The organism is Microbacterium sp. NPDC087868 (genome assembly GCF_044900755.1).
Classification (GTDB): domain Bacteria; phylum Actinomycetota; class Actinomycetes; order Actinomycetales; family Microbacteriaceae; genus Microbacterium; species Microbacterium galbinum.
The window spans coordinates 317,333-339,543 of the sequence record NZ_JBJDNO010000004.1; the positions used below are offsets into that span (position 1 = coordinate 317,333).

The 22,211-nt window shown below is 69.6% G+C and carries 24 protein-coding genes; 16 read left to right on the forward strand and 8 right to left on the reverse strand.

Annotated features, from left to right (window positions below):
- Positions 1-323: 323 nt before the first annotated feature.
- Together ACI2JZ_RS15480 and ACI2JZ_RS15485 are read left to right on the forward strand one after the other, a co-directional pair.
- A complete protein-coding gene (locus ACI2JZ_RS15480) occupies positions 324-2,285 on the forward strand; it encodes a hypothetical protein (RefSeq protein ID WP_404598381.1) in 1,962 nt (653 codons plus the stop codon).
- Positions 2,286-2,339: 54 nt separating this feature from the next.
- On the forward strand, positions 2,340-3,350 hold the full coding sequence (locus tag ACI2JZ_RS15485) for a hypothetical protein (RefSeq protein WP_404598382.1): 1,011 nt from the start codon (positions 2,340-2,342) through the stop codon (positions 3,348-3,350).
- On the opposite strand, the gene ACI2JZ_RS15490 is transcribed toward ACI2JZ_RS15485, so the two are convergent.
- Positions 3,280-3,891, reverse strand: a complete 612-nt coding sequence (locus ACI2JZ_RS15490; RefSeq protein WP_247956626.1) for a flavodoxin family protein — start codon at positions 3,889-3,891, stop codon at positions 3,280-3,282. The genes ACI2JZ_RS15485 and ACI2JZ_RS15490 overlap by 71 nt on opposite strands.
- 109 nt (positions 3,892-4,000) lie before the next feature.
- Between ACI2JZ_RS15490 and ACI2JZ_RS15495 the strand changes: the two genes are divergently transcribed.
- The gene (locus ACI2JZ_RS15495; RefSeq protein ID WP_247624931.1) at positions 4,001-4,204 is read left to right on the forward strand and encodes a hypothetical protein; all 204 of its coding nucleotides are present in this window, start codon (positions 4,001-4,003) and stop codon (positions 4,202-4,204) included.
- 21 nt (positions 4,205-4,225) lie between these two features.
- On the opposite strand, the gene ACI2JZ_RS15500 is transcribed toward ACI2JZ_RS15495, so the two are convergent.
- From ACI2JZ_RS15500 to ACI2JZ_RS15510, 3 genes are read right to left on the reverse strand one after another with little or no spacing between them, the layout of a single operon-like run.
- A complete protein-coding gene (locus ACI2JZ_RS15500) occupies positions 4,226-4,828 on the reverse strand; it encodes a GNAT family N-acetyltransferase (protein ID WP_404598383.1) in 603 nt (200 codons plus the stop codon).
- A gap of 8 nt (positions 4,829-4,836) precedes the next feature.
- On the reverse strand, positions 4,837-5,238 hold the full coding sequence (locus tag ACI2JZ_RS15505; RefSeq protein WP_404598384.1) for an ImmA/IrrE family metallo-endopeptidase: 402 nt from the start codon (positions 5,236-5,238) through the stop codon (positions 4,837-4,839).
- Positions 5,239-5,245: 7 nt separating this feature from the next.
- Positions 5,246-5,623: an XRE family transcriptional regulator gene (locus ACI2JZ_RS15510; protein ID WP_247624928.1), complete on the reverse strand. Its 378-nt coding sequence runs from the start codon at positions 5,621-5,623 to the stop codon at positions 5,246-5,248.
- A 94-nt stretch (positions 5,624-5,717) separates the two neighbouring features.
- Here ACI2JZ_RS15510 and ACI2JZ_RS15515 point away from each other — a divergent pair, with 94 nt between their 5' ends.
- The 4 genes from ACI2JZ_RS15515 (at position 5,718) to ACI2JZ_RS15530 (ending at position 8,347) form a co-directional block, all read left to right on the forward strand.
- Positions 5,718-5,945 carry an XRE family transcriptional regulator gene (locus ACI2JZ_RS15515; protein ID WP_247624927.1) on the forward strand — a complete coding sequence of 76 codons (228 nt, stop codon included), beginning with the start codon at positions 5,718-5,720 and terminating at the stop codon, positions 5,943-5,945.
- Between the two features lie 68 nt (positions 5,946-6,013).
- Positions 6,014-6,943, forward strand: a complete 930-nt coding sequence (locus ACI2JZ_RS15520) for an aldo/keto reductase family oxidoreductase (protein ID WP_404598385.1) — start codon at positions 6,014-6,016, stop codon at positions 6,941-6,943.
- A gap of 14 nt (positions 6,944-6,957) precedes the next feature.
- Positions 6,958-7,344 carry a PLDc N-terminal domain-containing protein gene (locus ACI2JZ_RS15525; RefSeq protein WP_404598386.1) on the forward strand — a complete coding sequence of 129 codons (387 nt, stop codon included), beginning with the start codon at positions 6,958-6,960 and terminating at the stop codon, positions 7,342-7,344.
- Between the two features lies 1 nt (position 7,345).
- Entirely contained in the window at positions 7,346-8,347 is a 1,002-nt protein-coding gene (locus ACI2JZ_RS15530) for an epimerase (protein WP_404598387.1), read from the forward strand.
- On the opposite strand, the gene ACI2JZ_RS15535 is transcribed toward ACI2JZ_RS15530, so the two are convergent.
- Genes ACI2JZ_RS15535 through ACI2JZ_RS15545 form a run of 3 tightly spaced genes read right to left on the reverse strand, consistent with a single transcriptional unit; the run spans position 8,260 to position 11,074 of the window.
- A complete protein-coding gene (locus tag ACI2JZ_RS15535; protein ID WP_404598388.1) occupies positions 8,260-9,276 on the reverse strand; it encodes an epimerase in 1,017 nt (338 codons plus the stop codon). The genes ACI2JZ_RS15530 and ACI2JZ_RS15535 overlap by 88 nt on opposite strands.
- On the reverse strand, positions 9,273-9,881 hold the full coding sequence (locus ACI2JZ_RS15540; RefSeq protein WP_404598389.1) for a DUF4166 domain-containing protein: 609 nt from the start codon (positions 9,879-9,881) through the stop codon (positions 9,273-9,275). The genes ACI2JZ_RS15535 and ACI2JZ_RS15540 overlap by 4 nt, the downstream gene beginning before the upstream one ends.
- Positions 9,878-11,074 (reverse strand): ROK family protein, encoded by a 1,197-nt coding sequence (locus ACI2JZ_RS15545; protein ID WP_404598391.1) that lies wholly within the window; start codon positions 11,072-11,074, stop codon positions 9,878-9,880. The genes ACI2JZ_RS15540 and ACI2JZ_RS15545 overlap by 4 nt, the downstream gene beginning before the upstream one ends.
- 115 nt (positions 11,075-11,189) lie before the next feature.
- Between ACI2JZ_RS15545 and ACI2JZ_RS15550 the strand changes: the two genes are divergently transcribed.
- From ACI2JZ_RS15550 to ACI2JZ_RS15590, 9 genes are read left to right on the forward strand one after another with little or no spacing between them, the layout of a single operon-like run.
- A complete protein-coding gene (locus ACI2JZ_RS15550; protein ID WP_404598392.1) occupies positions 11,190-12,296 on the forward strand; it encodes a Gfo/Idh/MocA family protein in 1,107 nt (368 codons plus the stop codon).
- A 50-nt stretch (positions 12,297-12,346) separates the two neighbouring features.
- Positions 12,347-13,840, forward strand: a complete 1,494-nt coding sequence (locus ACI2JZ_RS15555) for a GMC oxidoreductase (RefSeq protein ID WP_404598394.1) — start codon at positions 12,347-12,349, stop codon at positions 13,838-13,840.
- A 37-nt stretch (positions 13,841-13,877) separates the two neighbouring features.
- Positions 13,878-15,191, forward strand: coding sequence for an extracellular solute-binding protein (locus ACI2JZ_RS15560; RefSeq protein WP_404598395.1), 1,314 nt, complete (start codon positions 13,878-13,880; stop codon positions 15,189-15,191).
- An 8-nt stretch (positions 15,192-15,199) separates the two neighbouring features.
- Positions 15,200-16,168, forward strand: a complete 969-nt coding sequence (locus ACI2JZ_RS15565; RefSeq protein ID WP_247634260.1) for a carbohydrate ABC transporter permease — start codon at positions 15,200-15,202, stop codon at positions 16,166-16,168.
- Positions 16,165-16,992: a carbohydrate ABC transporter permease gene (locus ACI2JZ_RS15570; protein WP_247624917.1), complete on the forward strand. Its 828-nt coding sequence runs from the start codon at positions 16,165-16,167 to the stop codon at positions 16,990-16,992. Before ACI2JZ_RS15565 ends, ACI2JZ_RS15570 begins: the two co-directional genes overlap by 4 nt.
- A gap of 48 nt (positions 16,993-17,040) precedes the next feature.
- Entirely contained in the window at positions 17,041-17,985 is a 945-nt protein-coding gene (locus ACI2JZ_RS15575; protein ID WP_404598398.1) for a sugar phosphate isomerase/epimerase family protein, read from the forward strand.
- 21 nt (positions 17,986-18,006) lie between these two features.
- The gene (locus ACI2JZ_RS15580; protein ID WP_247624915.1) at positions 18,007-18,981 is read left to right on the forward strand and encodes a sugar phosphate isomerase/epimerase; all 975 of its coding nucleotides are present in this window, start codon (positions 18,007-18,009) and stop codon (positions 18,979-18,981) included.
- Entirely contained in the window at positions 18,978-19,985 is a 1,008-nt protein-coding gene (locus ACI2JZ_RS15585; RefSeq protein ID WP_404598400.1) for a sugar phosphate isomerase/epimerase family protein, read from the forward strand. The genes ACI2JZ_RS15580 and ACI2JZ_RS15585 overlap by 4 nt, the downstream gene beginning before the upstream one ends.
- On the forward strand, positions 19,982-21,256 hold the full coding sequence (locus ACI2JZ_RS15590) for an MFS transporter (RefSeq protein ID WP_404598402.1): 1,275 nt from the start codon (positions 19,982-19,984) through the stop codon (positions 21,254-21,256). Before ACI2JZ_RS15585 ends, ACI2JZ_RS15590 begins: the two co-directional genes overlap by 4 nt.
- Here ACI2JZ_RS15590 and ACI2JZ_RS15595 read toward each other — a convergent pair.
- Complete coding sequence (locus tag ACI2JZ_RS15595) at positions 21,237-22,211, reverse strand: NYN domain-containing protein (RefSeq protein WP_247956613.1); 975 nt, start codon at positions 22,209-22,211, stop codon at positions 21,237-21,239. The genes ACI2JZ_RS15590 and ACI2JZ_RS15595 overlap by 20 nt on opposite strands.

The following is a 22,211-nucleotide window of genomic DNA, read 5'->3' on the forward strand; positions in this document are numbered from 1 at the left end:
TGGGCGAAGCCGGATCTGCGACGAGCCCTACGCGCAACGGCTCCATTTCCGAAACATACACCCGCATCGCGCCGGGGCGGCAAGACTGAATAAACGTTCAAAGTAAATTGCGGATGAAGTGTGGCGCATTCCTTTCATTCGACACTTCCTGTCCAATAAGGTGAGCTGACCGAAATATCGCGGGGGATTCGAAAGAACGCGATGTGCCGGTGGTGCGCGCATCGGTATCCGACAGATGCGCGTAATGATCGGGCCGTTCCGGCGTCTCTTGAAGGGGAGGCGTTGATGGGACGCTGCCCACCTTTACCCAGGGGAGAGCGCTTGTGAGCGTCAAGAAACTGTCGGCGTTCGCCGGCGCAGCAGCACTGTTGGCCATGTTGTTCACGGGAGTCGCGGCGGCTCCGGCATCCGCCGCTCCGATCGAGTCCAGTTGCGGGTACGCCAACCCGGACGGGGGCGGGAAGTTCCCCGACTCCATCTGTTGGCTCGACTTCGCCGGTTACGACTCCACCGTCGGTTTGACCGCCGAGGGCCAGCAGTTCGAGATGTCGCTGGGCGCGTACGACGTCTCATACACCGTGACCGAGCGCCCGGTAGCCGGGTGGAGCACCCGCGCGGTCACCGCGCAGCCGGCCAACGCCGGTCCATTCGTGATGGGTGTTCCCGGGTACTACAACGGCATCCCGGGTCAGCCGTTCCTCTACTCGTCGTCGGGAGCACTGTACGGCGCGGTGCAGATCAACGTCACCAACTTCCAGGTTTCGCTAAACGGCACCCCCGTGACGGGCTACGACCTCGTCACGGCGGCGCCGGAGACGACGGATGCCGTGACCGGCAACCTCGGAGAGTTCGTCTACTGGTCCTCCAACACTCCTCTCACGCTGATCGACAGCCACGCCCCGATCACCAGCGGGGGCGCGTGCGCGATGCCGCTCAACGGAAACGGCACGACCGCGGTGCAGTGCAACCCCGGTGTCGCGGGTAGCCCGTCGGCCTACGGGTCGATCCTCGCCGCCCCGTCGGCGACCTCGATCACCGGATCGCTCTTCATGTACGCACGCGGTGAGCGCGAAGGCCTCGCCTTCGGCATCCGCACCGCCAGCGTCTCGGTCGACAAGCAGGTCGCCAGCCGCGTCGACCCCACCGACTCGTTCGACCTGAGTGTCGCATCGAGCGAGGGTCCGCTCCTGGCATCCGCCTCGACGGGCGACTCCGACTCGGCGTCGACCGATGTCGTGCCGGTGATCCCGAGCGGGCCGCTCACGCTCTCCGAAGCGTCGACCGCGGGCTCTGCGAGCCCGGTGGACTACTACGACGCCGACTGGGCGTGCACCAACGCGAACGCGACCAGCACCACCGAGCTGCCCGACGGCGCGGGCGCGAGCCAGCAGCTCGCTCTCGTCGCCGGTGACGCGGTCAGCTGCACGGTCACGAACACCGCGAAGGCGGCGTCGCTCGGCCTCGTGAAGACCGTGAGCCCGACCACCGCGGCCGCGGGCGACACGGTCGTCTACGACTTCGCTGTCACGAACGACGGCGACCTGCCGGTCGACGGTCTCGCGATCGACGAGACGGCCTTCTCGGGTACGGGCGAGCTCGGCGAGATCGTGTGCCCCGTCACCGAACTCGCCGTCGGCGAGAGCACCACGTGCCAGGCGCCCTACGAGATCACGCAGGCGGATGTCGACGCCGGTGGTGTGAGCAACGAGGCCGTCGCGACGGCGCTGATCGCCGACACCACGGTGTCGTCGGCATCCGCTGCGTCCACCGCGCTCGTCGCGGTCGAGGGTGAATCCGCCCTCGCCGTGACCAAGACGGCATCGGTATCGACCGCCGCGGTCGGCGACGACGTTCTCTACACGCTCACCGCGACGAACGCCGGATCGCTGACCCTTTCCGATGTCACGCTGACGGACACCGACTTCTCGGGATCGGCTCCGCTGGGTGACCTCGAGTGCGACACGACCGCACCCGTGACGCTCGCCCCCGGCGATGTGCTCACCTGCACCGTGTCGTACGAGGTGCGCGCCGCCGACGTCGGCACGCTGACCAACGGTGCCGCGGGTTCCGCGGTGGACCCCGATGAGAACCTCCTCACCGGATCGGCATCCGCGGCCGTGACCGTGCCGGCTGCTGCCGCCGTCGGAGGGAACGCGGCCGGCCAGGCAGGCGCCGGCCTGGCCATCACCGGAGGCGACCTGCCCTGGTACGCCGCCGGCTTCGGTCTGATGCTGCTGCTCGCCGGAGCGGCGACGATGGCCGTGCGCCGCGCGCGCCGCAGCTGATCTGCAACTGACACCTGGCGCAGCACGGGGCGGGTTTGATCCTAAGCTTGTCCCGTGCTGCGCCGTCCGCTTTTCTGGGGAGTCGTCCTCCTCGCCGCCGCCCTCGCGGCGACCCTGGCCGGCGACGACCTGAGCTTCTTCCCGTTCCTCCTGATGCTGGTGGGCGGGTGGTGCTTCGGTTTCGCCTTCGTGGGCCTCACGCTGCGGATGCCGAATCGCGCAGGCGTTCCCCTTCACATCGGGGTCGCCGTGGTGCTGGCCGCGCTGATGATCGTCGTGGTCGAGTTCGCCGGGCCCTGGCTCGCGACGCTCTCCGAGCCGGTGCGCGCGGTCGTGGTGGTACTGCAGATGGCCGCGATCCCGGCGGCGGGATGGATCTGGCTCGGGCTGCTCTCGCGCGTGACCTCGGTGATGAGCCGTCGAGATGCCGCGAAGCGTCCGGCTCCGGTTCTCCGCACCTGGGAGCGTGCGCCGAGCGGCGACGGCTCGGAGCTGCGCGTCGACGCGGTCGAGATGCGCATGCGCTCCCTCACGCTGGCGATCGTCGGGATGATCCTGCCGGCCGGGCTCGTGGCGTTCGTGCTGATGGTCGTGTTCGACGACCTCGCGATGAGGCTCGGCCCGCGCATCGTGATCATCGCGCTGGGCCTGCTCGTCGGGTTGCCCGTGTATTTCGTGTTCACCGCCAGTGCGCGGCGTCGGTCCGTTCCCACCGTCATCCAGTTCGGGAACGACGAGCTGCGCCTCACGGTCGGCCTGGTGCACCATCGCGTCCCGTACCGCGACCTCGACCGCCTGCTGTGGAGGCCACGCAGCGACTACGCGCGCATCGAGGTGCGCGCCGAGGGCGTCGACCTGTCGCTCCTCCTGGGGCTCGTCACACCTCCGCACGGTGTGGAGCGCGGGCTGCCGGATCTGCCGAAGCGCGTGTTCCGGCGGCTGGAGCTCGCAGGTCTCTCGGTGGATCGATCGCGTCGCGACGAGGTCGTCACGTTCAGTCGGCCGGATACGCGCTCGTCTTCAGCGCCCGGGCGAGATGCGCGGCGTTACGCGACGCGGTCGTGATCGTCTCCACGACCTTCTCCGGCGTCTCGTCGAGGTCCTTGTAGTCGACGCCCTGCATCGCTTCACCGTTCCAGTAGACCGACGCCTGCGCGGGGATCGTGTACCCGACATCGTTGAGCGACTGGAAGAGGATCGCGGCGATGTGGTGCGCGCCGTCCTCGTTGCCCACGATCCCGGCGATCGCGACCTTGTCGAACAGGATCGGGCGCCCCTCGGCATCCGTCTCGGCGAGTTCGGCGTCGAGGCGCTCGAGCACCCGCTGGGCGACGCTCGAGTGCTGCCCCATCCACGTCGGGGTCACGAGCACGAGGATGTCGGCGCCGAGCACCTTCTCGCGGATGGCGGGCCACTCGTCGCCGTCCCCCATGTCGGTCTCGACGCCCGGCTTCACGGCGAGGTCGACGGCGCGCACCAGATCACCGGTGACGCCGTGGTCGGCGAGAGCGTCGAGGATCTGCGTGGCGAGCAGGTCGGAGCTCGAGTCGGCGGGGGAGGGCTTGAGCGTGCAGGTGATGGCGAGTGCGGTGAGCGCGGTGTCCATGATGACGAGTAGAGCAGCGGATGCCGCGCGCGCGAAGGGGCTTCCGCGGATCGGTGCCCTGCGCTACGCGCGGTAGGCTGGAGGGGCGGCCGCTACGACAGGAGATCCCGTGATCCTCAGCTTCATCTTCTTCCTGATCCTCTTCCTCGGAGGGATCTACCTCATGGCCTTCGCGCAGACCGCCGAGGACTACCAGGCGATCATCTTCGTCGCGGGCCTCCTGATCACGATGCTGTCGCTCGCCTTCATGATGCGCGAGCGCGGCTCGGCCACGCGGCGCTCGAAGAACTGGTCGGGCCCCTCCACCGACTGATCACGGTCGGCGCCGGCGCCCTCACTTCCTGCGCGACAACCGCATCTCGAGGTTCGCGCGCACGGCGGGCCACTCCGGCTCGATGATCGAATACTCGACGCTGTCGCGGAGTGCGCCGTTGCGGTAGCGCGACATCGCGCGCATCACGCCGTCCTGCTTGGCTCCGAGGCGTTCGATCGCCGCACGGGACTGGAAGTTGACCCACTGGGTCGTGAGTCCGACGCGGAAGACGCCGAGCGTCTCGAAGGCGTGGCGCAGGAGCAGCAGCTTCGACTCCGCGTTCGTGCCGGTGCCGTGGGCGGAGGGGCGGTTCCACGTGTACCCGATGTGCAGGCGGGGCACGTCCTCGGCGATGTCGTAGTACGAAGTCAGGCCGAGCACGCGACCGGTCGCATCGACGGCGACGAAGGGGATCATCTCGCCCTTCGCGCAGAGATCGAGCCGCCGATCGATCTCTGCGGCAACCCCGTCGGGTGCGGGCACCGAGGTGTACCAGGCCGTCTGCCAGAGGTCGCCCTCTTCGACGGCTTCGATGAGGGAGTCGCGGTACGACGCGTCGAGCGGGCGCAGTTCGACGAGGCGGCCGGTGAGCGTGACGGGCGCGGGGGGAACGAGAAAAGCCATGCGGCCATTCAACCAGCGCGGCGCTGTCGTTCACTCGCGTGGGCGAGGAGCGCCTGGTAGGCGATCACCAGTTCGACCGTGACGTCGAGCTCGAACGCGAGGCTCGCCGGGTGCGGCCCACGGAGGTTCTCGGCGGCGGCGTAGGCCTGCGGGGAGATCAGGAGGCGTGCGGCCCAGGCATCGGCCTGGCGCTCCTGGCGAGCGCGCAGGCGCGCGTGCGTCGTCGGCGCGTGACGGAGCGTGGCGTGCCCGAGTTCGTGGGCCAGGACGCTGCGGGTGGTGCGGGCGCTCATGCCGGGGGCGACGCGGATGATGCTGTGCGCGGGGTCGAAGCCGCCGCGCGTGGGGCCGGCGCGTTCGACGATGTGCAGCCCGCGCTCCTCGGCGAGGCGGAGGAGCTGCGGGTCCATGTCGTTCCTACGAGTAGAGGTCGTCGGTGTCGCGATCGTGCGGGAGGGGAGAGCCGAAGGCGACTTCAGGGACATCCTGGCCGAGGGGTGCGACATCGGGGCGGCGGTGCAGGGGAGTGATCGTCGCCGGGGCGCTCGCGATGTCGGCGCTCAGGCGCTCTTCGGCGCGCGCGAGCACGAGGTGCGGAGCGACGTTGATGATCGCGCAGACCGTGTAGACGACCGGCACGGGGATGGCGCGTTTGCCGGTGACGTAGTTGTCGAGCGCGCTCCGCGCGACTCCCGCATCGCGCGCCATGGCGGCGATGCTGCTTCCTGCGGCGGCGATCTCGGCCCGCAGCTGACGGCCGACGGCCGCGTTGAACAGCTCCGCTGATGTCTTCACACGAGTCACGATAGCACCGTGATGGATGCAGTATGCCGTCATATTGGACACATGCGGTGTTGCGTGTCGCCAATCGGGAGGATACTGTCTACGTGTGACGGCAGATGATCGACAATTGGTGGCATCCGCGATCGTCTCCGCCCTGCGTGAGAGTCAGCGTTCGAAGAGATGGCTCGCGGAGCACTCCGGAATCGCCTACTCCACCCTACGTCGCAAGCTCGACGCGCAGGCCGACATCAGCGTCGTCGACCTCGCGCGCATCGCCGAGGCGCTGGATCGTTCGCCGGCATCCCTCCTCCCCGACCTGCGCTCGGGTCGCTGACCGCTGACCGCTGACCGCTGACCACTGACCACTGACGCGGGTGCCCGCCGCCGCGATATCGTGGCGCCATGAAGACCGTGCCTTTCGGAACCACCACCGCACCCGCCGTCGTCGCCGGGATGATGCGCATCGACGACAAGGACGACGCCCACATCCGGGCCCTGTACGACACGGCGCGCGCCGCCGGGATCGACTTCTTCGATCACGCCGACATCTACGGCGGACGCATGCACCACTGCGAGTCCCGGTTCGCCGCTGCCCTGCGTCTCACCGCCGCCGAGCGCGACGAGATCGTGCTGCAGACCAAGTGCGGCATCGTGCCCGACAGGGGGATGTTCGACTTCTCGTACGAGCACATCGTCGCGCAGGTCGAGGGATCTCTGCGTTCGCTGCGAACCGACCGCCTCGACGTGCTGCTGCTGCACCGCCCGGACGCGCTGGTCGAACCCGAGGAGGTCGCGCGCGCGTTCGACGAGCTCGAAGCCTCGGGCAAGGTGCGCGCATTCGGGGTGTCGAACCACACGCCGCGCCAGATCGACCTGCTGCGCACCGCGGTGCGCCAGCCCCTCGTCGCGAATCAGCTGCAGCTCTCGATCACGCACGCCCCGATCATCGCCCAGCCGATCGCGATGAACATGGCGGCCGAGGACCAGAGCATCGTGCGCGACGGCGGCGGGATCGTCGAGTACTGCCGCATCAACGGCATCACGATCCAGGCGTGGTCGCCGTTCCAGGGCGGCTTCTTCACCGGCGTCTTCCTCGGCAACCCGCAGTATGCCGAGCTGAACGCGGTCATCGACCGGCTCGCGGCCGCGCACGGCGTGACGCCGATCGCGATCGCGACGGCGTGGATCGTCCGTCACCCGGCGCGCATGCAGGTCGTCCTCGGCACCACGACGCCCGAGCGGGTGACGGATGCCGCGGCCGGGGCGGATGTCGAACTCACCCGTGAGGAGTGGTACGAGCTGTTCCGGGCTGCCGGGCACCTGCTTCCCTGATCTACTCTGAGTTCATGCCGTTCCTGTTCACGATCATCACTCTCGCGCTGACGATCGGCGCGGTGGTCGACATCGTGCGGCGCGAGGACTCGCAGGTGCGGTTCCTGCCCCGCCTCGTCTGGCTGATCGTGGTGATCCTGCTGCCGCTCCTCGGAGCGCTCCTCTGGTTCGGCCTCGGTCGGGATTACGGCGACGCGGGGATCGCGATCCCACGTCTGCGGAGGGCTCCTCGCGCGGCCCCGTCGACGGGCACCGAGGCACCCCCGGCGCCGCCCCGCGACATCCGTACGACCGAGCAGCAGATCGCCGACCTCGACCGCGAGATCGAGGAATGGCGTCTGCGCGAGGAGATCGAGAAGCGCAAGCGAGATGCCGGCGAATCCGGCGGGGAAGGCCTCTGACATGGCGAAACGGGCAGTCATCGGCGGCGGCAGCGGGTTCGTCGGCACGGCGCTGACCCAGGCGCTCGAGGCCGACGGATACGCGGTGAGCGTGATCGGCCGCCACGGCCCGGACGCCCGCTGGGACGACCCCGCCTCGATCCGGCGCGTCGTCGACGGCGCGGACCTGGTCATCGGTCTCGCGGGCAAGAGCATCAACGCGCGGTTCACCGATCACAATCGCGAGGAGATCCTCCAGTCGCGCATCGACACGACCCGCGCGCTCCACGACGCCATCGCGGGAGCCGAGCATCCGCCCGCCGTCTGGATGAACGCATCCAGCGCGGCGGTCTACCGCTACGCGCTCGACCGCGCTCAGACCGAGGCCGACACCGAGCGCGACACCGGCTTCCTGCCGGACGTGACCCGGGCCTGGGAAGCCGAGCTGTTCCGGGGCGATCTGCCGTCGACGAGGCGCGTGGCGCTGCGGATCACCTTCGTGGTCGGCGACGGTCCCGCGCCGGCACTGCTCTTCCGCCTCGCTCGCTTCGGCGTCGGCGGGCCGCAGTTCGACGGCTGGTGGTTCCCGCACCGGCGCTATCGCGGCATCGGCCCGCACCCGACCGAGCCGCGGAAGCCGCTGGGACGGCGGTCCCGCGGGCATCAGCGGTTCAGCTGGATCCACATCGACGACCTCGTGGGAGCCGTGCGGTTCATCCGCGACGACGCGCGCATCTCGGGTCCGGTGAACATGTCGGCGCCGGGCGTCGTGGACAACCGCGGACTGATGCGGGCGCTGCGTCGTGTCGTCGGGATGCCGATCGGGCTGCCCTCGTGGCGGTTCATGCTCGAGCCGGCGATGTGGGTGCTGCGCGCCGAGCCGGATCTGGTGCTCAACAGTCGGTGGATCGCTCCCGGTGTGCTCGAGGACGCAGGCTACGCCTTCGCCTTCCCCGAGCTGGAGCCGGCGCTGCGCGACGTGCGCGAAAAGGATTCACGGACCGCGCCCTCGAGCTCCGGATAGGCGAAGGCGAACCCGGCGGTAGTGAGCTCCTCGGGGATGACCCAGCGGCTCTTCAGGACCAGTTCGGTCTCGGTGCGGATGCCGATGGCGCCGAGTTCGAGCATCCATCGGGGGAGCGGGGGCCCGAAGCCGACGCCGAGCACTCGGCGCACGGTGGCCATGAACCCGGCGTTGTCGGAGGGGTTCGGGGAGGCCGCGTTCACCGGGCCCTCGATCGAGGGGGTGACCTCGAGGAAGTCGATGATCCGGGCCACGTCGTCGACGTGCACCCAGCTGAACCTCTGCGTGCCGTGGGGCGCTCCCGGGAAGTGCCCGGTGCCGGCGGCGCGGCGCGCCCGGCTGACGGGCCAGCGTCCGTCGTGCTGTGCGCCGCCCAGCCCGAGTCTCGCCAGGCGCTCGAGCGGACCGAGCACACCGCCGTGGCCGAGCACGATGGCGCTGCGCAGCGCGACCCGTCGGGTGTGCGGCAGATCGTCGGCGAACAGAGCGCGTTCCCAGGCCTTCGCCACGTCGACGGAGAAACCGGCGCCGAGATCCCCGGACGACTCGGTCATCGGCCGATCCTCGGCATGACGGTAGATCGTCGCCGTCGAGGAGTTGATCCACAGGCGCGGCGGGTTCGCCGCGTCGGCGATGGCCGAGCTCAGCGACGCGGTGGTGTCGAGCCGCGACCGGAAGATCTCGGCGCGGTTCTCGGGGGTGTATCGGCAGTTCACGCTCTTGCCGGCCAAACCGATCACGAGCGACGCGCCGTCGACGGCGCGATCGATCGCGCGCTGGTCGCCCCAGGAGATGTCGGCTCCCGATCGCGAGATCGTGATGACCTCGCGTCCGGCGGACCGCAGGCGCGGGACGAGGTGCCTGCCCATGAATCCCGAGGAGCCGCCGATGACGACGGGGCCCGCGGGGAGGGGCGTGGCATCGGTCACGGGGTCTCGCTCTCGATCACGTAGTCGAAGTAGCCCGTGTACTCGTAGACGCGACCGAGGAGTGGCGCGTCGATGGTCATGTTCACGTGGTGCTGCTGCCGGCCGTCGTCCCAGCGCTCGACGAGGCCGATGCGCGGGCGCAGAAAGCGCGGAGCGGCGATGCGCACCCGCCCGAACCGCATCCCGACCCGTCGGATGGTGAGCACGACCGCGCCGTCCTGCACGTCGAGGTCGAAGGTCGTCACGACGGTGCGGTGAGGGCCGATCTCGTTGCGGAGGATGCGATTCTCGCCGAGGGCGACCGTGTCGGGCATGACCCAGGTGCGGCCGGGGAGGTCGAAGTACCGCACCGCGACGGCCGTGCCGCCGACGGTGCGGTTCTCGATGCGGAAGGGCACGTCGCGCTCCCACCCGGCGAACGCGACGCCCAGGGACTCGGCGATGCGGAAGACCGGCCACAGCCAGCGATGCGGGGACCCGGCTCGGGTGAAGATCCCGGTACCGATGCCGACCTGACCATCGGGGATCGTGCGGAAGTACCAGGCGGTCTTCGGGTGGAGCTCGGAGATGCGATCTCCGAGCGCGCGCTCATAGGGCGAACTCATCGGGTTCTCACCGACACGTATCGTTCGACGTTGGCGGGGGAGAGCACCTCGCGGGCGACCATGATCGCCGCGCCCAGCACCGCGGCGCGCTCCCCGGTCGGGGACTGCACGATGGCGAGATGCTGCGTGGCGAGGGGGATCGAGCGGCGGTAGACGACCTCGCGGACACCGGCCAGCAGGTGTTCGCCCGCTCGTGCGATGCTGCCGCCGAGCACGACGATCGAGGGGTTGAGCAGGTTCACGACCGTGGCGAGCACCTCGCCGACGTCGCGTCCGGCCTGGCGCAGCGCTTCGATCGCCGCGGTGTTCCCCGCCCGCACCAGCTCGGTCACGTCTCGGCTGGTCTCGGCGTCGATCCCCTGCGCGCGCAGTGACGCGGCGATCGCGCTGCCGCTGGCGAGGTCCTCGAGGTCGCGCTCCTCATCGGCGGCGTGCGTGGACTCGGCGGAGTGCGGCACGCGGACGTGCCCCATGTCGCCGGCCGAGCCCTGCGCGCCGCGCTGCAGCTGGCCGCCCGCGATGATGCCGGCACCGATGCCGGTGGCGACCTTGACGAAGATGAGATCGGTGGTGTCGGGGAAGCTGGTGGTCTGCTCGCCGAGGGCGAGCACGTTCACGTCGTTGTCGACGAGTACCGGCACGTCGAACGTGCGCTGCACGTAGCCGGGGATGTCGAAGCGGTCCCATCCCGGCATGATCGGCGGGTTGTAGGGGCGGCCGGTCGAGTGCTCGACCGGGCCGGGCACGCCGATCCCGACGCCGACGAGCGCGCTCGTGGGCGTCTCGAGGTCGGAGAGAAGGGCCTCGGCCTCGACGAGCATCCGATCCAGCACCGGCTCGGGCCCGCCGGCGATGTCGAGCGGATGCGTGGTGGAGCCGAGGATCCTGCCGCCGAGGTCGGCGATGGCGATCGTGGCGTGTGAGGCGCCGAGGTCGACGGCCACCACGAGGCCCGCGCGCGGGTTGAAGGCGACGCGCGACGGGGGTCGCCCGCCGGTGGACGCGGCCTCGCCCGCGGCGACGAGCAGCCCGGCGGAGAGGAGGGCATCGACGCGCGCCGACACGGTGGAACGGGCGAGGCCGGTGAGGTGCACGAGGTCGGCCTTGGTGCGCGCCTGACCGTCCAGCAGGAGCTGGAAGATGTCGCCCGCGCCCGTGGAGGCGCTCGGGAGGTGGCGTTCCGCATCACTCATAGGGGTCAGTAAATCACAGGACTTCCACTGCTCAGCGGAGGAGATCTGACGATTGAGAAAAATCTTTTGACGAATATCTAGCAAAAGTAGGAGGACTCGTGTCAGAATCATCGGCATGACAACGGACGTCACAGCTACCGGCGTCGGGACGATCCGATCCGGATTCCTCGGCGGAGGATTCATGGCCCAGGTGCACAGCCGCGCAGCACGCGCCGCCGGTGCCACCACCGCAGTGCTCGCGAGCTCCTCGCGGGAGCGGGCCCTCACCGCCGCTCAGGACCTCGGGATCGAACGCGCCGCCGAGGATCTCGCCGAACTGCTCACCCAGGACGTGGACGTGGTGCACGTGTGCACCCCCAACGCCACCCACGCCGCCTTCGCCCTCGCGGTGATCGAGGCCGGCGTGAACGTGATCTGCGAGAAGCCGCTCGCCACGCACGTCGACGACGCCCGCGCGCTCGCCGCCGCAGCCGCCGAGCGCGGTGTGGTCGCCGCGGTGCCCTTCGTCTACCGGTACCACCCGATGGTGCGCGAGGCCCGCGCCCGCGTCGCCGCCGGTGAGATCGGAGATCTCCTCACGGTGGACTGCGGATACCTGCAGGACTGGATGCTCCTGCCCGGGGACGACGACTGGCGCGTCACCTCCGCCGACGGCGGACCCTCCCGCGCCTTCGCCGACATCGGCTCGCACCTGTGCGACCTGCTCGAGTTCGTGGCGGGGGAGCGGATCGTGCGTCTGACCGCCCGCACGCGCCGCGTCTACGCCGAGCGCGCCGGGCGCGCCGTCACCAACGAGGACGCCGTGTCGATCCTCGTCGAGATGGAGTCGGGCGCGATCGGCACGCTGCTGATCTCGCAGATGGCGGCCGGCCGCAAGAACTCCCTCACCCTCGAACTCCACGGTACGCAGGCGAGCATCCGCTTCGACCAGGAGCGCCCGGAGGAGCTGTGGATCGGCGAGCGCGAGGGCAGCAGGCACCTCTTCCGCGACCCGCAGACCGCTCACCCCGGAGTCGCGCGGTTCTCGACCGTTCCCGCCGGTCACGCTCAGGGCTATCAGGACGCCTTCAACGGCTTCGTCGCCGACGCCTACGCGGCGATCCGCGGTGAGTCACCCGACGGCCTGCCCACCTTCGACGACGGGGTGCGCGCCGCTCGACTCACCGAGGCCGTGCTGATCGCCGCCGACGAGCAGCGCTGGGTCGACACCCCCGCACTCTGACCCCGGTGCACGCACCTCTCCTGATTCAACGCAGAACAGAAGGAACACAGATGACTGACAACTTCGACCTCGTGATCGTCGGCACCGGTCCGAACGGCGCGATCATCGCGCAGCAGGTGCACCAGCGGGTGCCCGAGGCGACGATCCTGGTGCTCGAGGCGGGCCGCGAGATCACCTCGGTGCCGGGCGAGCACCTCGTCGAGGCCGATGAGAGCGCGATGAACGCCTCGTACGACGACCTCATGCGCCGCGCGCGCCAGATCGAGTACGTCAAGGATGCGGTCTCGATGAGCGCGATCGAGGGCGACGGATGGGACCCCGAGTCCTCGGGTGTGTTCCCCGCCGCGTTCTTCGGGCACAACTTCGCCGCCTTCCCGGGGGCGTCCGTCGCCTGGAACATCGGCGGGATGGGCGTGCACTGGACCGCCGCGACCCCCTGGCCCTACGCCGAGGAGATCCCCGCCTTCCTGCCGCGCACGGAATGGGACGCCGACCTCGAGACGGCGCGCGGTCTGCTGCGCACCTACGTCGGGCCCCTCGTCGCGGGCGTGCCGAACCCTTTCGAGCAGCCGCTGTTCGCCGCTCTCCGCGAGGCCGTGCCGAGTCCCGATCCCGCCCGCGAGTTCGGGTACATGCCGATGGGCGGCGTGCCGCGCGTCGGCGAGCCCTTCGCCCGCACCGGCCCCCGGGACATCGCGCCCTTCGTCTTCGACGGAAGCGAGCCGAACGTCACGCTCCGCAGCGGCGTGCTGGTGCACCGCATCGAGCACGACGGAACGCGCGTCACTGGACTCTCCTACCGCGACCTCGTCACCGGCGAGGAATCGACCGCCCACGGCGCGCAGGTGCTGATCGCGGGCGACGCGCTGCGCACCCCGCAGCTGCTCTGGGCCTCCGGCATCCGCCCCGCCGCCCTCGGCGCCTACCTCAACGAGCACGCGACGATCGACGGCGAGGTCGACATCGACGCCTCCCGCTTCGGCCTGACGGATGCCGACATCATCCAGCCGCCCGCGGGGGAGCCGTTCATCGGCTCGTTCTGGAGCCCGTCGATCGGCGCCGCCCGCCCCGCGCACGGCCAGCTCATGGAGCGCGAGTTCGAGGGACGCCACAAGCTCAGCGTCGGATGGTACTGCGCCACCGAGATCCGCGCCGAGAACCGCATCGAGTTCTCCGACGAGCTGACGGATGCCCTCGGCATGCCGCACATGACCGTGCACTTCTCGTACTCCGACGCCGACCTCGAGGAGATCCGCCGCACCCAGGAGGTGCAGCGGACGGCAGCGGCCGTGATCGGGGACTTCCCGACCGAGGACCGCGAGGTGCAGCCCCCCGGGGCATCCCTGCACTACACCGGCACCGTCCGGATGGGGCCCGATGACGACGGCACGAGCGTCGTGGACACGGACGGCCGTGTCTGGGGCTTCGACAACCTGTATCTCGCCGGCAACGGCGTGATCCCGACCGCGTTGACGTGCAACTCGACGCTCACCGGAGCCACGCTCTCGGTGCGCATCGCGCGCGCGGTCGCCGCTTCCCTCTGACCCTGCAGTACCCCTACCCACCAAGGAGATGATCGCGATGCACTTCCACACCACTTCGCGACGCCGGGCGACGATGCTCGGAATCGCGCTGGTCACGTCCGGCGCCCTGCTGCTCACCGGCTGCGGCCGCGGCGGCGACAGCGGCGGCGGCGATGCCGGCGCTTCCACGAAGGTCGACGACGAGCCGGCCACCGGAACCCTCGAGATCTGGACGCAGGGCGCCGACGGCGCCGAACTGCCCCAGATGTTCGAGGAGTTCACGAAGGACAACCCCGACGTCGAGATCAACATGACGCAGATCCCGGAAGCGGAGTTCGCGTCGAAGATGACCGCGGCGATCACCGCGGGCACCGTGCCCGACCTGATCTACGCGTTCACCGAGACGCAGTCGTCGCTGATTTCGACCGGTGGATTCGACGCGGTCCCCGAAGGCCTCGTCGACCCCGACGACTTCTTCGAGGTCATCTGGGACAACTCGGTCTACGACGACGTGGCCTACGGTGTGCCGTGGTACGCCTACGCCGACATGGTCATCTACCGCACCGACCTGGCCGAGGCCGCGGGTGCCGAGGCCCCCACCGACTGGGACAGTCTGCGCACCTTCGGCGAGGACCTCAAGGCCTCCGGTGTCGAGTGGCCGCTCGCGCTCTACGCGGCCTACGACTCGTACACCGCCCGCCAGCTGCTGACCTTCGCGAAGCAGAACGGCGGCGGGTTCATCTCCGACGACCTCTCGACGTGGACGATCAACTCGCCCGAGAACGTCGAGGCGCTCGAGTACTGGGCGGGCCTGATGGCCGACGGCCTGGCCTCGCCCGACGGCCCCGCCTTCCTCGACACGGTCTCGTGGTCGACCACCGGCAAGAACGCCGCGATCATCGACGGCGGCCCCTGGTTCGTCGGCTGGTTCGACGATGCCAACGGCGAGGGGTGGGCGGACGAGCACCTCTCGCTCGCCACGATGCCCGTCGGCCCCGACGGCGACGCCGCGACCACGGTCGGCGGCGGCAGCTGGTTCGTGCCCTCCGACTCCGAGAATAAGGACGCGGCGTGGAAGTTCGCCCGCTTCATGTCGGAGCCCGAGAGCCAGGTCAAGTGGTTCGAGATCTTCAAGAACATGCCGGCCGTGAAGTCGGCGTGGGAGGACCCGGCGCTCGCCGAGGACCGTCTGCTGCAGACGGTCGAGGCCGGTCTCGAGACCGGCGTCACCCTGCCGAAGGTCTCGACCTGGAGCCAGGTCGGCACCGTGATCGGTGAGCAGATGGAGAAGGTCGTCCGCGGCGGAGTGTCGGCGCAGGACGCTCTCGACGAGGCTCAGGCGCAGGCCGAGTCCATCGGGACGGGTAACTGACCCCGATCATGTCCACCACTGCGACCCGCACCATGGTCACCTCGGGGGCGTCCTCGCGACGCCCCCGGGGCACCGGTCCTCGACGGATCAGGAAGGTGCACGAGGGATCGCGGGCCGAAGCCACCACCGCGTGGCTGTTCCTCGCCCCGTTCCTCGCGATCTTCCTGCTCTTCACCGGCATCCCCGCCGTGCTCGCGATCGGGGCGAGCCTGACCGACATCAGCGCCCGCGACATCCGCGATCCGTTCAACGTGAACTTCACCGGCTTCCAGGGGTTCATCGACATCATCAACAACCCCGGATTCCAGAGCGCGTTCCTGAACACCGTGATGTTCGTGGTGATCTGCGTGCCGATCAGCATGGCCCTGGGCCTCGCCCTGGCGCTCATGCTCAACAACGGCATCCGTCGCCTGCGCAACTTCTTCCGGGCCGCGGCCTACGTGCCGGTGATCACCAACATCGTCGCCGCCGCCGTGATCTGGCAGTACGCGTTCTCGATCACCGGGCCGGTGAACACGACCCTCACGGATCTGGGACTCGGAGCGCCGAACTGGCTCGGCGAGCCGGGCTGGGCCATCACCACCGTCGTGATGATGGGCGTGTGGCGCACGACCGGAACCTGCATGATCCTCTTCCTCGCCGGCCTCCAGGCCGTGCCGGAGGAGATCTACGAGGCCGCGGCCACCGACGGGGCGGGTGCCTGGCGCCGGCTCTGGTCGATCACGCTGCCGCTGCTGCGCCCGACGACCCTGCTCGTCACGGTGCTGCAGACGGTCTCGTTCCTCAACATCTTCGAAGAGCCGTACCTGCTCACCAAGGGCGGCCCGCTCGGATCCACCAAGTCGATCGCCGTCTGGGTGTACGAGCAGTTCGGGTTCGGCAACGTCTCCGCCTCGATGGCGGGATCGGTGCTGCTGCTCGTGCTCGTCGGAATCGTCGCGATCGTCCAGTTCAGAATCCTGAGGCCGAAACATTGAAAACTCTGTCTCCGACGCGTCAAGCGCTGAACTACACGGCGCTCACCGTCATCACCGTCTTCATGCTCCTGCCCTTCGTCTGGGTGTTCTTCGGATCATTCAAGACGCAGGCCGAGTTCCTCGGCAACCCGGGGGCGTGGTTCCCGGAGTCGTTCCAGATCCAGAACTACATCCAGCTGTTCGCCGACCGCGGCTTCGGCACCTACATGCTCAACAGCATCGTGGTCTCGAGCGTCGCGATCGTGGGCAACGTGCTCTTCAGCGCGATGGCCGGGTATGCGCTCGCGAAGCTGCGCTTCCGCGGACGCGGCCTCGTGTTCCCGCTCGTGATCGCATCGATGATCGTGCCGTACGTGGCGCTCTTCGTGCCGCAGTTCGTGATCGTCGTGCAGATGGGCCTGGTGAACTCGCTCATCGCGATCATCCTGCCGGTGCTCGTGCTGCCGCTGTGCGTGTTCATCATGCGCCAGTTCGCGCACGGCGTGCCGTTCGAGCTCATGGAGGCCGCGCGTCTGGACGGCGCGGGGGAGGGCCGGATCTTCTTCCGGGTCTTCCTGCCGCTCACCGGTCCCGGCCTCGCGACCGTCGCGATCCTGTCGTTCCTCACCTCGTGGAACAACTTCCTCTGGCCGCTCGTCGTCGCCCAGTCGCAGGACACCTACACCGCGCCGGTCGGACTCTCGGTCGCGTCGCAGGCATCCAACACCATCTCCTTCGGTCTGCTGCTGGCCGGTGCGATGGTCGTGCTGCTGCCGATCCTCATCCTGTTCCTCTTCCTGCAGAAGTACTTCATCCAGGGCGTCGCCGCCACCGGTCTGAAGTGACCGCCGCGTCGTGACCCCTGCAGCGACCCCCTCGAAAGGACCCCTCCCATGGCCGTGAAGGACCTGAAGTTCGCCCTCAACGCGATCCAGTGGATCAACGTGAAGGAGGACCCGGAAGACCTCGAGAGCGCGAGTCTGTGGCGCTTCGCCGACCCCGCGTTCGTCGCCGAGTACCCCGATGTGCTCCGCGAGATCCGGGAGGCCGGGTTCGGGGCCACGATGATGGAGGTGCTCGACACGCAGACCCTGCAGAACTACGCGGCGATGGTGCGGGAGTCGGGTCTGACCCTCGCCCCGGGGTACGTGCAGGTTCCGCTGGCGAGCGATCACGGCGGACGGCTCGAGCGCGGCACCTTCGAGCGCATCCACTGGTTCGATGCGGTGCGTCGCAAGGCCGAGGAATCGAACTACTTCGGGATCGGCACGATCTTCCTCGCCGCCGAGGTCGACCAGACGGCGATCCGCTGGCAGAAGCCGGCCATCGGCGCGGACTTCTCGCAGGATCGCCTCGACGAGCTCACCGACCTGATCGACGAGGCCGTCGACGTGCTGAACGCCGAGGGCGTGAAGCCCGGGCTGCACAACCACGTCGGCACTTGGATCGAGACGCAGCACGAGTACGAGCACGTGCTGAACGCGATCGACGCGCAGCGCCTGGGCGCGGCCTTCGACATCGGTCACCTGGAGTGGGCGGGCATCAGCGCCAAGGACACCATCGCGCGCTGGGCGGACCGCGTGCAGGATCTGCACCTGAAGGACCTCGATCTCGAGCTCGCGCGGCGCAGCCGCGAAGAGGGACTGAGCTACGAGCGGGCGACCGACCTCGGACTCTACCTCGAGCCCGGGCTCGGGCAGGTCGACCTGCGGGGCACGCTCGAGCAGCTTCCCGAGGGCTGGGACGGCTGGGTGATCATCGAGGTCGATCGCGCCAGCATGGACCCGGTCGCCAGTGCCCACCACACGGCCCGCTGGGTCGCAGAGATCACGGCCTGACGGTCGAGGAAGGGAACGACGATGACACTCACCAGGGACCACTTCTCGCTCAACACGCTCCAGTGGATCACCGTCTCGCTCGGCGACTCGACGGGCGACCCGGGCAGCGTCGGATGGGAGTTCGACCGCCCGAGCTTCCTCGCCCGCCAGCCGATCGTGCTCGGTCAGGTGCGCGACGCCGGGTTCTCGTCGGTCATGCTCGAGGTGCTCCCGACCCAGACCCTGCAGGCGTATGCCCGCGTCGTCGCGGATTCGGGGCTGACGGTCACACCGGGCTACGTGCACATCGGCCTCCCCGAGGAGTTCGGGCGCGATCACACGGGTGACGACGAGGCGCACTTCCGCTGGTTCGACGGCATCCGTCGGCGTGCCGAGGAGTCACTGTACCTCGGTCTCGACCGCGTGTTCCTCGCGGCCGACATGGCCCCCGGGCGGCCGCGCATCGACGAGGCGGCGGCCTCCGGCCACGCCTTCGACGCCGCGCGGCTCGATCGGGTCGTGAACGTCATCGGCGAGGCGGCAGAGGTGCTGACGGCCGAGGGCGTGACGCCCGCGCTGCACAACCACGTCGGCACGTGGATCGAGACCGAGGCCGAGTACGACCACGTGCTCGACGCGATCTCGCCGTCGCTGCTCGCCGCCGGGCCCGACATCGGGCACCTCGCGTGGACGGGCACGGATGTCGTGGCCTGGGTCGCCGCGCACGCCGACCGCATCTCGGACCTGCACGTGAAGGACATGGACCTCGCGCTCGCGAAGACCGCGCGCGAGAAGAAGACGCCCTACTTCGACGTCATGGCCGAGCGCTTCTTCCTCGAGCCCGGGCTCGGCGACGTGCCGATCCGCGAGGCGCTCGCCGAGCTGCCGGACGATTTCGGCGGTACGGTTCTGATCGAGGTCGACAAGCCCAGCATGGAGCCGTTCGAGAGCGCGAAGACGAGCTGGGCGTGGATCGCCGAGAACTACCCCGCAGCGCCAACGGAGGCACATCGATGAGCACGCATCCCGTCACCCTGTTCACCGGCCAGTGGGCCGATCTGCCGTTCGAGGAGGTGGCCCGGCTCGCCGCCTCGTGGGGCTACGACGGGTTGGAGATCGCGGCATCCGGAGACCACCTCGACCTGCAGCGCGCGGACGAGGACGACGCCTACGCGGCCTCCCGTCTCGAGATCCTCGACCGCCACGGCCTGCAGGTCTTCGCGATCTCGAACCACCTCGCCGGTCAAGCGGTGTGCGATGCGCCGATCGACTTCCGCCACCAGGCGATCCTCCGCGAGTACGTGTGGGGCGACGGCGAGGCCGAAGGCGTGCGTCAGCGTGCCGCCGACGACATGAAGCGCGCCGCGCGCGTGGCCCGCAAGCTCGGCGTCGACACCGTGGTCGGGTTCACCGGGTCGTCGATCTGGCCCTACGTGGCGATGTTCCCGCCGGTGCCCGAGTCGGTGATCGACGGAGGATTCGAGGACTTCGCGACACGCTGGAACCCGATCCTCGATGTCTTCGACGCCGAGGGGGTACGGTTCGCGCACGAGGTGCACCCGAGCGAGATCGCCTACGACTACTGGTCGTCGGTGCGGGCCCTCGAAGCGATCGACCACCGGGAGGCCTTCGGCTTCAACTGGGACCCCTCGCACATGATGTGGCAGAACATCGATCCGGTGGGTTTCATCGTCGACTTCGCCGACCGCATCTACCACGTCGACTGCAAGGACACCCGGCTGCGCCCGCACAACGGACGCGCGGGCGTGCTCGGTTCGCACCTGCCCTGGGGCGACCCGCGCCGTGGCTGGGACTTCGTCTCGACAGGGCACGGTGACGTGCCCTGGGAGGATTCGTTCCGCGCGCTCGACGCCATCGGATACGCGGGCCCCATCTCGATCGAGTGGGAGGACGCCGGCATGGATCGCCTGCACGGCGCAGCGCAGGCCGTCGAGTACGTGCGGTCGCTGCTGTGGCCGAAGCCGACGGCCCCGTTCGACGCCGCATTCAGCAACCAGTGAGCTCCTGGCGCGATCGCTTCACGCGCGAATCCCTGACCCGCTCGTTCGCCGCGCTCCGCATCCGCGACTACCGCCGGTGGAGCATCGCGCAGCTGCTGTCGGCGGCGGGCGGGGCCGCCTCGCAGATCGCGATCGCGTGGCTCGTGGTCGAACTCGGGGGCGATGGGCTCGCGCTCGGTGCCGTGACGGCCTGCATGATGGTGCCGACGCTCGCCCTCGGCCCGTTCATCGGCGTGCTCGTGGATCGCTACTCGCGGCGCTCGGTGCTGCTGGTGACGGCCGTCGCACAGATGGCGGTGGCCGCCGTGCTGGCCGCGCTCGCCTTCGGCGGTGCGCTCGAGATCTGGATGCTGATGGCGCTCTCGCTCGCGCACGGCCTCGCGTTCGCCGCCGACAACCCGGCGCGGCAGCTGCTGGTGCTCGACCTCGTCGGGCGCGAGCGCGTGACGAGCGCGGTGAGCATGAACGAGGTCATCATCAACGGCGCGCGGGTGCTGGGCCCCGCGGTGGCGGGAGTGCTGCTCGTCTTCGCGGATGCCGCGTGGTGCTTCGTCGTGAACGCCCTGGTGTTCGTGCCGTCGATCATCGTGCTGCTGACGCTGCGGCCGCGGTCGCGGCCGACGTCGGCTCCGGTGGTCGAGGAATCGGCCGCGCCCGACCCGCCGACGACGGGCGCCTGGCGGTTCGTGGCCCGCACGCCTGCGGTGCGGCAGACGCTCCTGCTCGCCGTGTGCGCGGCGGCCGGGTACAACATCGCGGTCGTGATCCCCTTGATCGTCGCGAACGTCTTCCGCGCCGACGGCGGAACCTACGGGCTGCTGGCCGTCGCCTTCGGTCTGGGCGCGCTGCCCGGCGCATTCTTCTCGGCCACCGGGCCGACGACGCCGCGCGGCGGCGAGGTGCGGATGCTGGCGGCGCTGATGGGCCTGGCGGTGCTGCTCTCGGCGGCGGCACCCACGCTGCCGCTGCTGTTCCTCGGCCTCGCGGTGGTCGGGGCGATCGTGATGTGGTTCATCGCGCGCGCCAACGCGCTCGTCATGCTCTCGACCCCGACGCAGATCCGCGGCCGCGTCATGGGCATCTGGGCCATGGCGCTGCCGGGATCGACCGTCGTGACCGGCGTGCTCGTGGGTGCGCTCGCGCAGCTCACCGACCCGCGCCTCGCCTACGCCGTCGTCGGGGCGGTCACGGTCGTCGTGGCCGCCCTCTCGTGGCGCGCCCTCGGGCGTCACGACACGGGCGGCGACGAGGTCAGCGGTCGCGCAGCCTGACCAAGCGCTCGTGCCCGGTCTCTTCGAGCTCGGCGATGTCGTCGCGGGACTTCAGGAAGTCCGAGAACGACCGGTAGCCGAGTCCCTTCTCGCTGAACGACGGATCCATGCGGCGCATGTGCGTCTTGACCGCCGAGCTGTGCAGCCACTCGTCGGCATCCGCCTTGTCGTGCCCCAGGCGCAGCGCCCGCTCGAGCAGCTGCGTCGCCTCGTTCTGCGGGTCGATCACGGGCTCGGGCGGCGGCGCGGCCGGTGCCGACTTGGCGCGACGCGAGCGGGTGCTCTTCTTGACCGTATCGGTCGGAGCCTCGGCCGCCGGCTCGGCCTCCGCTTCGGCCGTCTCGGCGGGCGCGGCGACGACCTCGGCCACCGGGGCGGCCTTGACGGGACGGTGCACGCCGGGGAGCGAGTCGTAGGCCTCGAACTCGTCGCAGGCCGCGGCCAGCGACTTCGCCGTGGACCCGGCGACGCCGACGCCGATCACGTACCGGCCGAGACGCTTGCAGCGCTGGGCGAGCGGCACGTAGTCGCTGTCGCCGGCGACGATCACCACGTGCGTGAGGTCGGGCAGGCGGAACATGTCTTCGACCGCATCGACCGCGAGGCGGATGTCGGCGCCGTTCTTCGCGTAGGCGGCGGCGGGGAACAGCTGCACCAGGTCGACCGCGCGGGCGACGAGCTGCGAGCGGTAGACCGCGTTCACGGGCGATGACCAGTCCGCGTAGGCGCGGGTGAGCACGAGCGTGCCGAAGGAGGCGGCGTAGTCGATGATCGCGCCGACCTCGATCATCGCGAGGCTCAGGCGCTCGGCGACCTCGGGATCGTTCGGGTTCTCGCTGATGCGCTGACGGTCCTTGCCGTAGGCGTTGCGACCGTGCACCCGGTCGTACCAGGAGATGACGATGTTGTCGAAGTCGAGGTAGACCGCGACGCGGACGTCGGTGGGCTCGGCCAT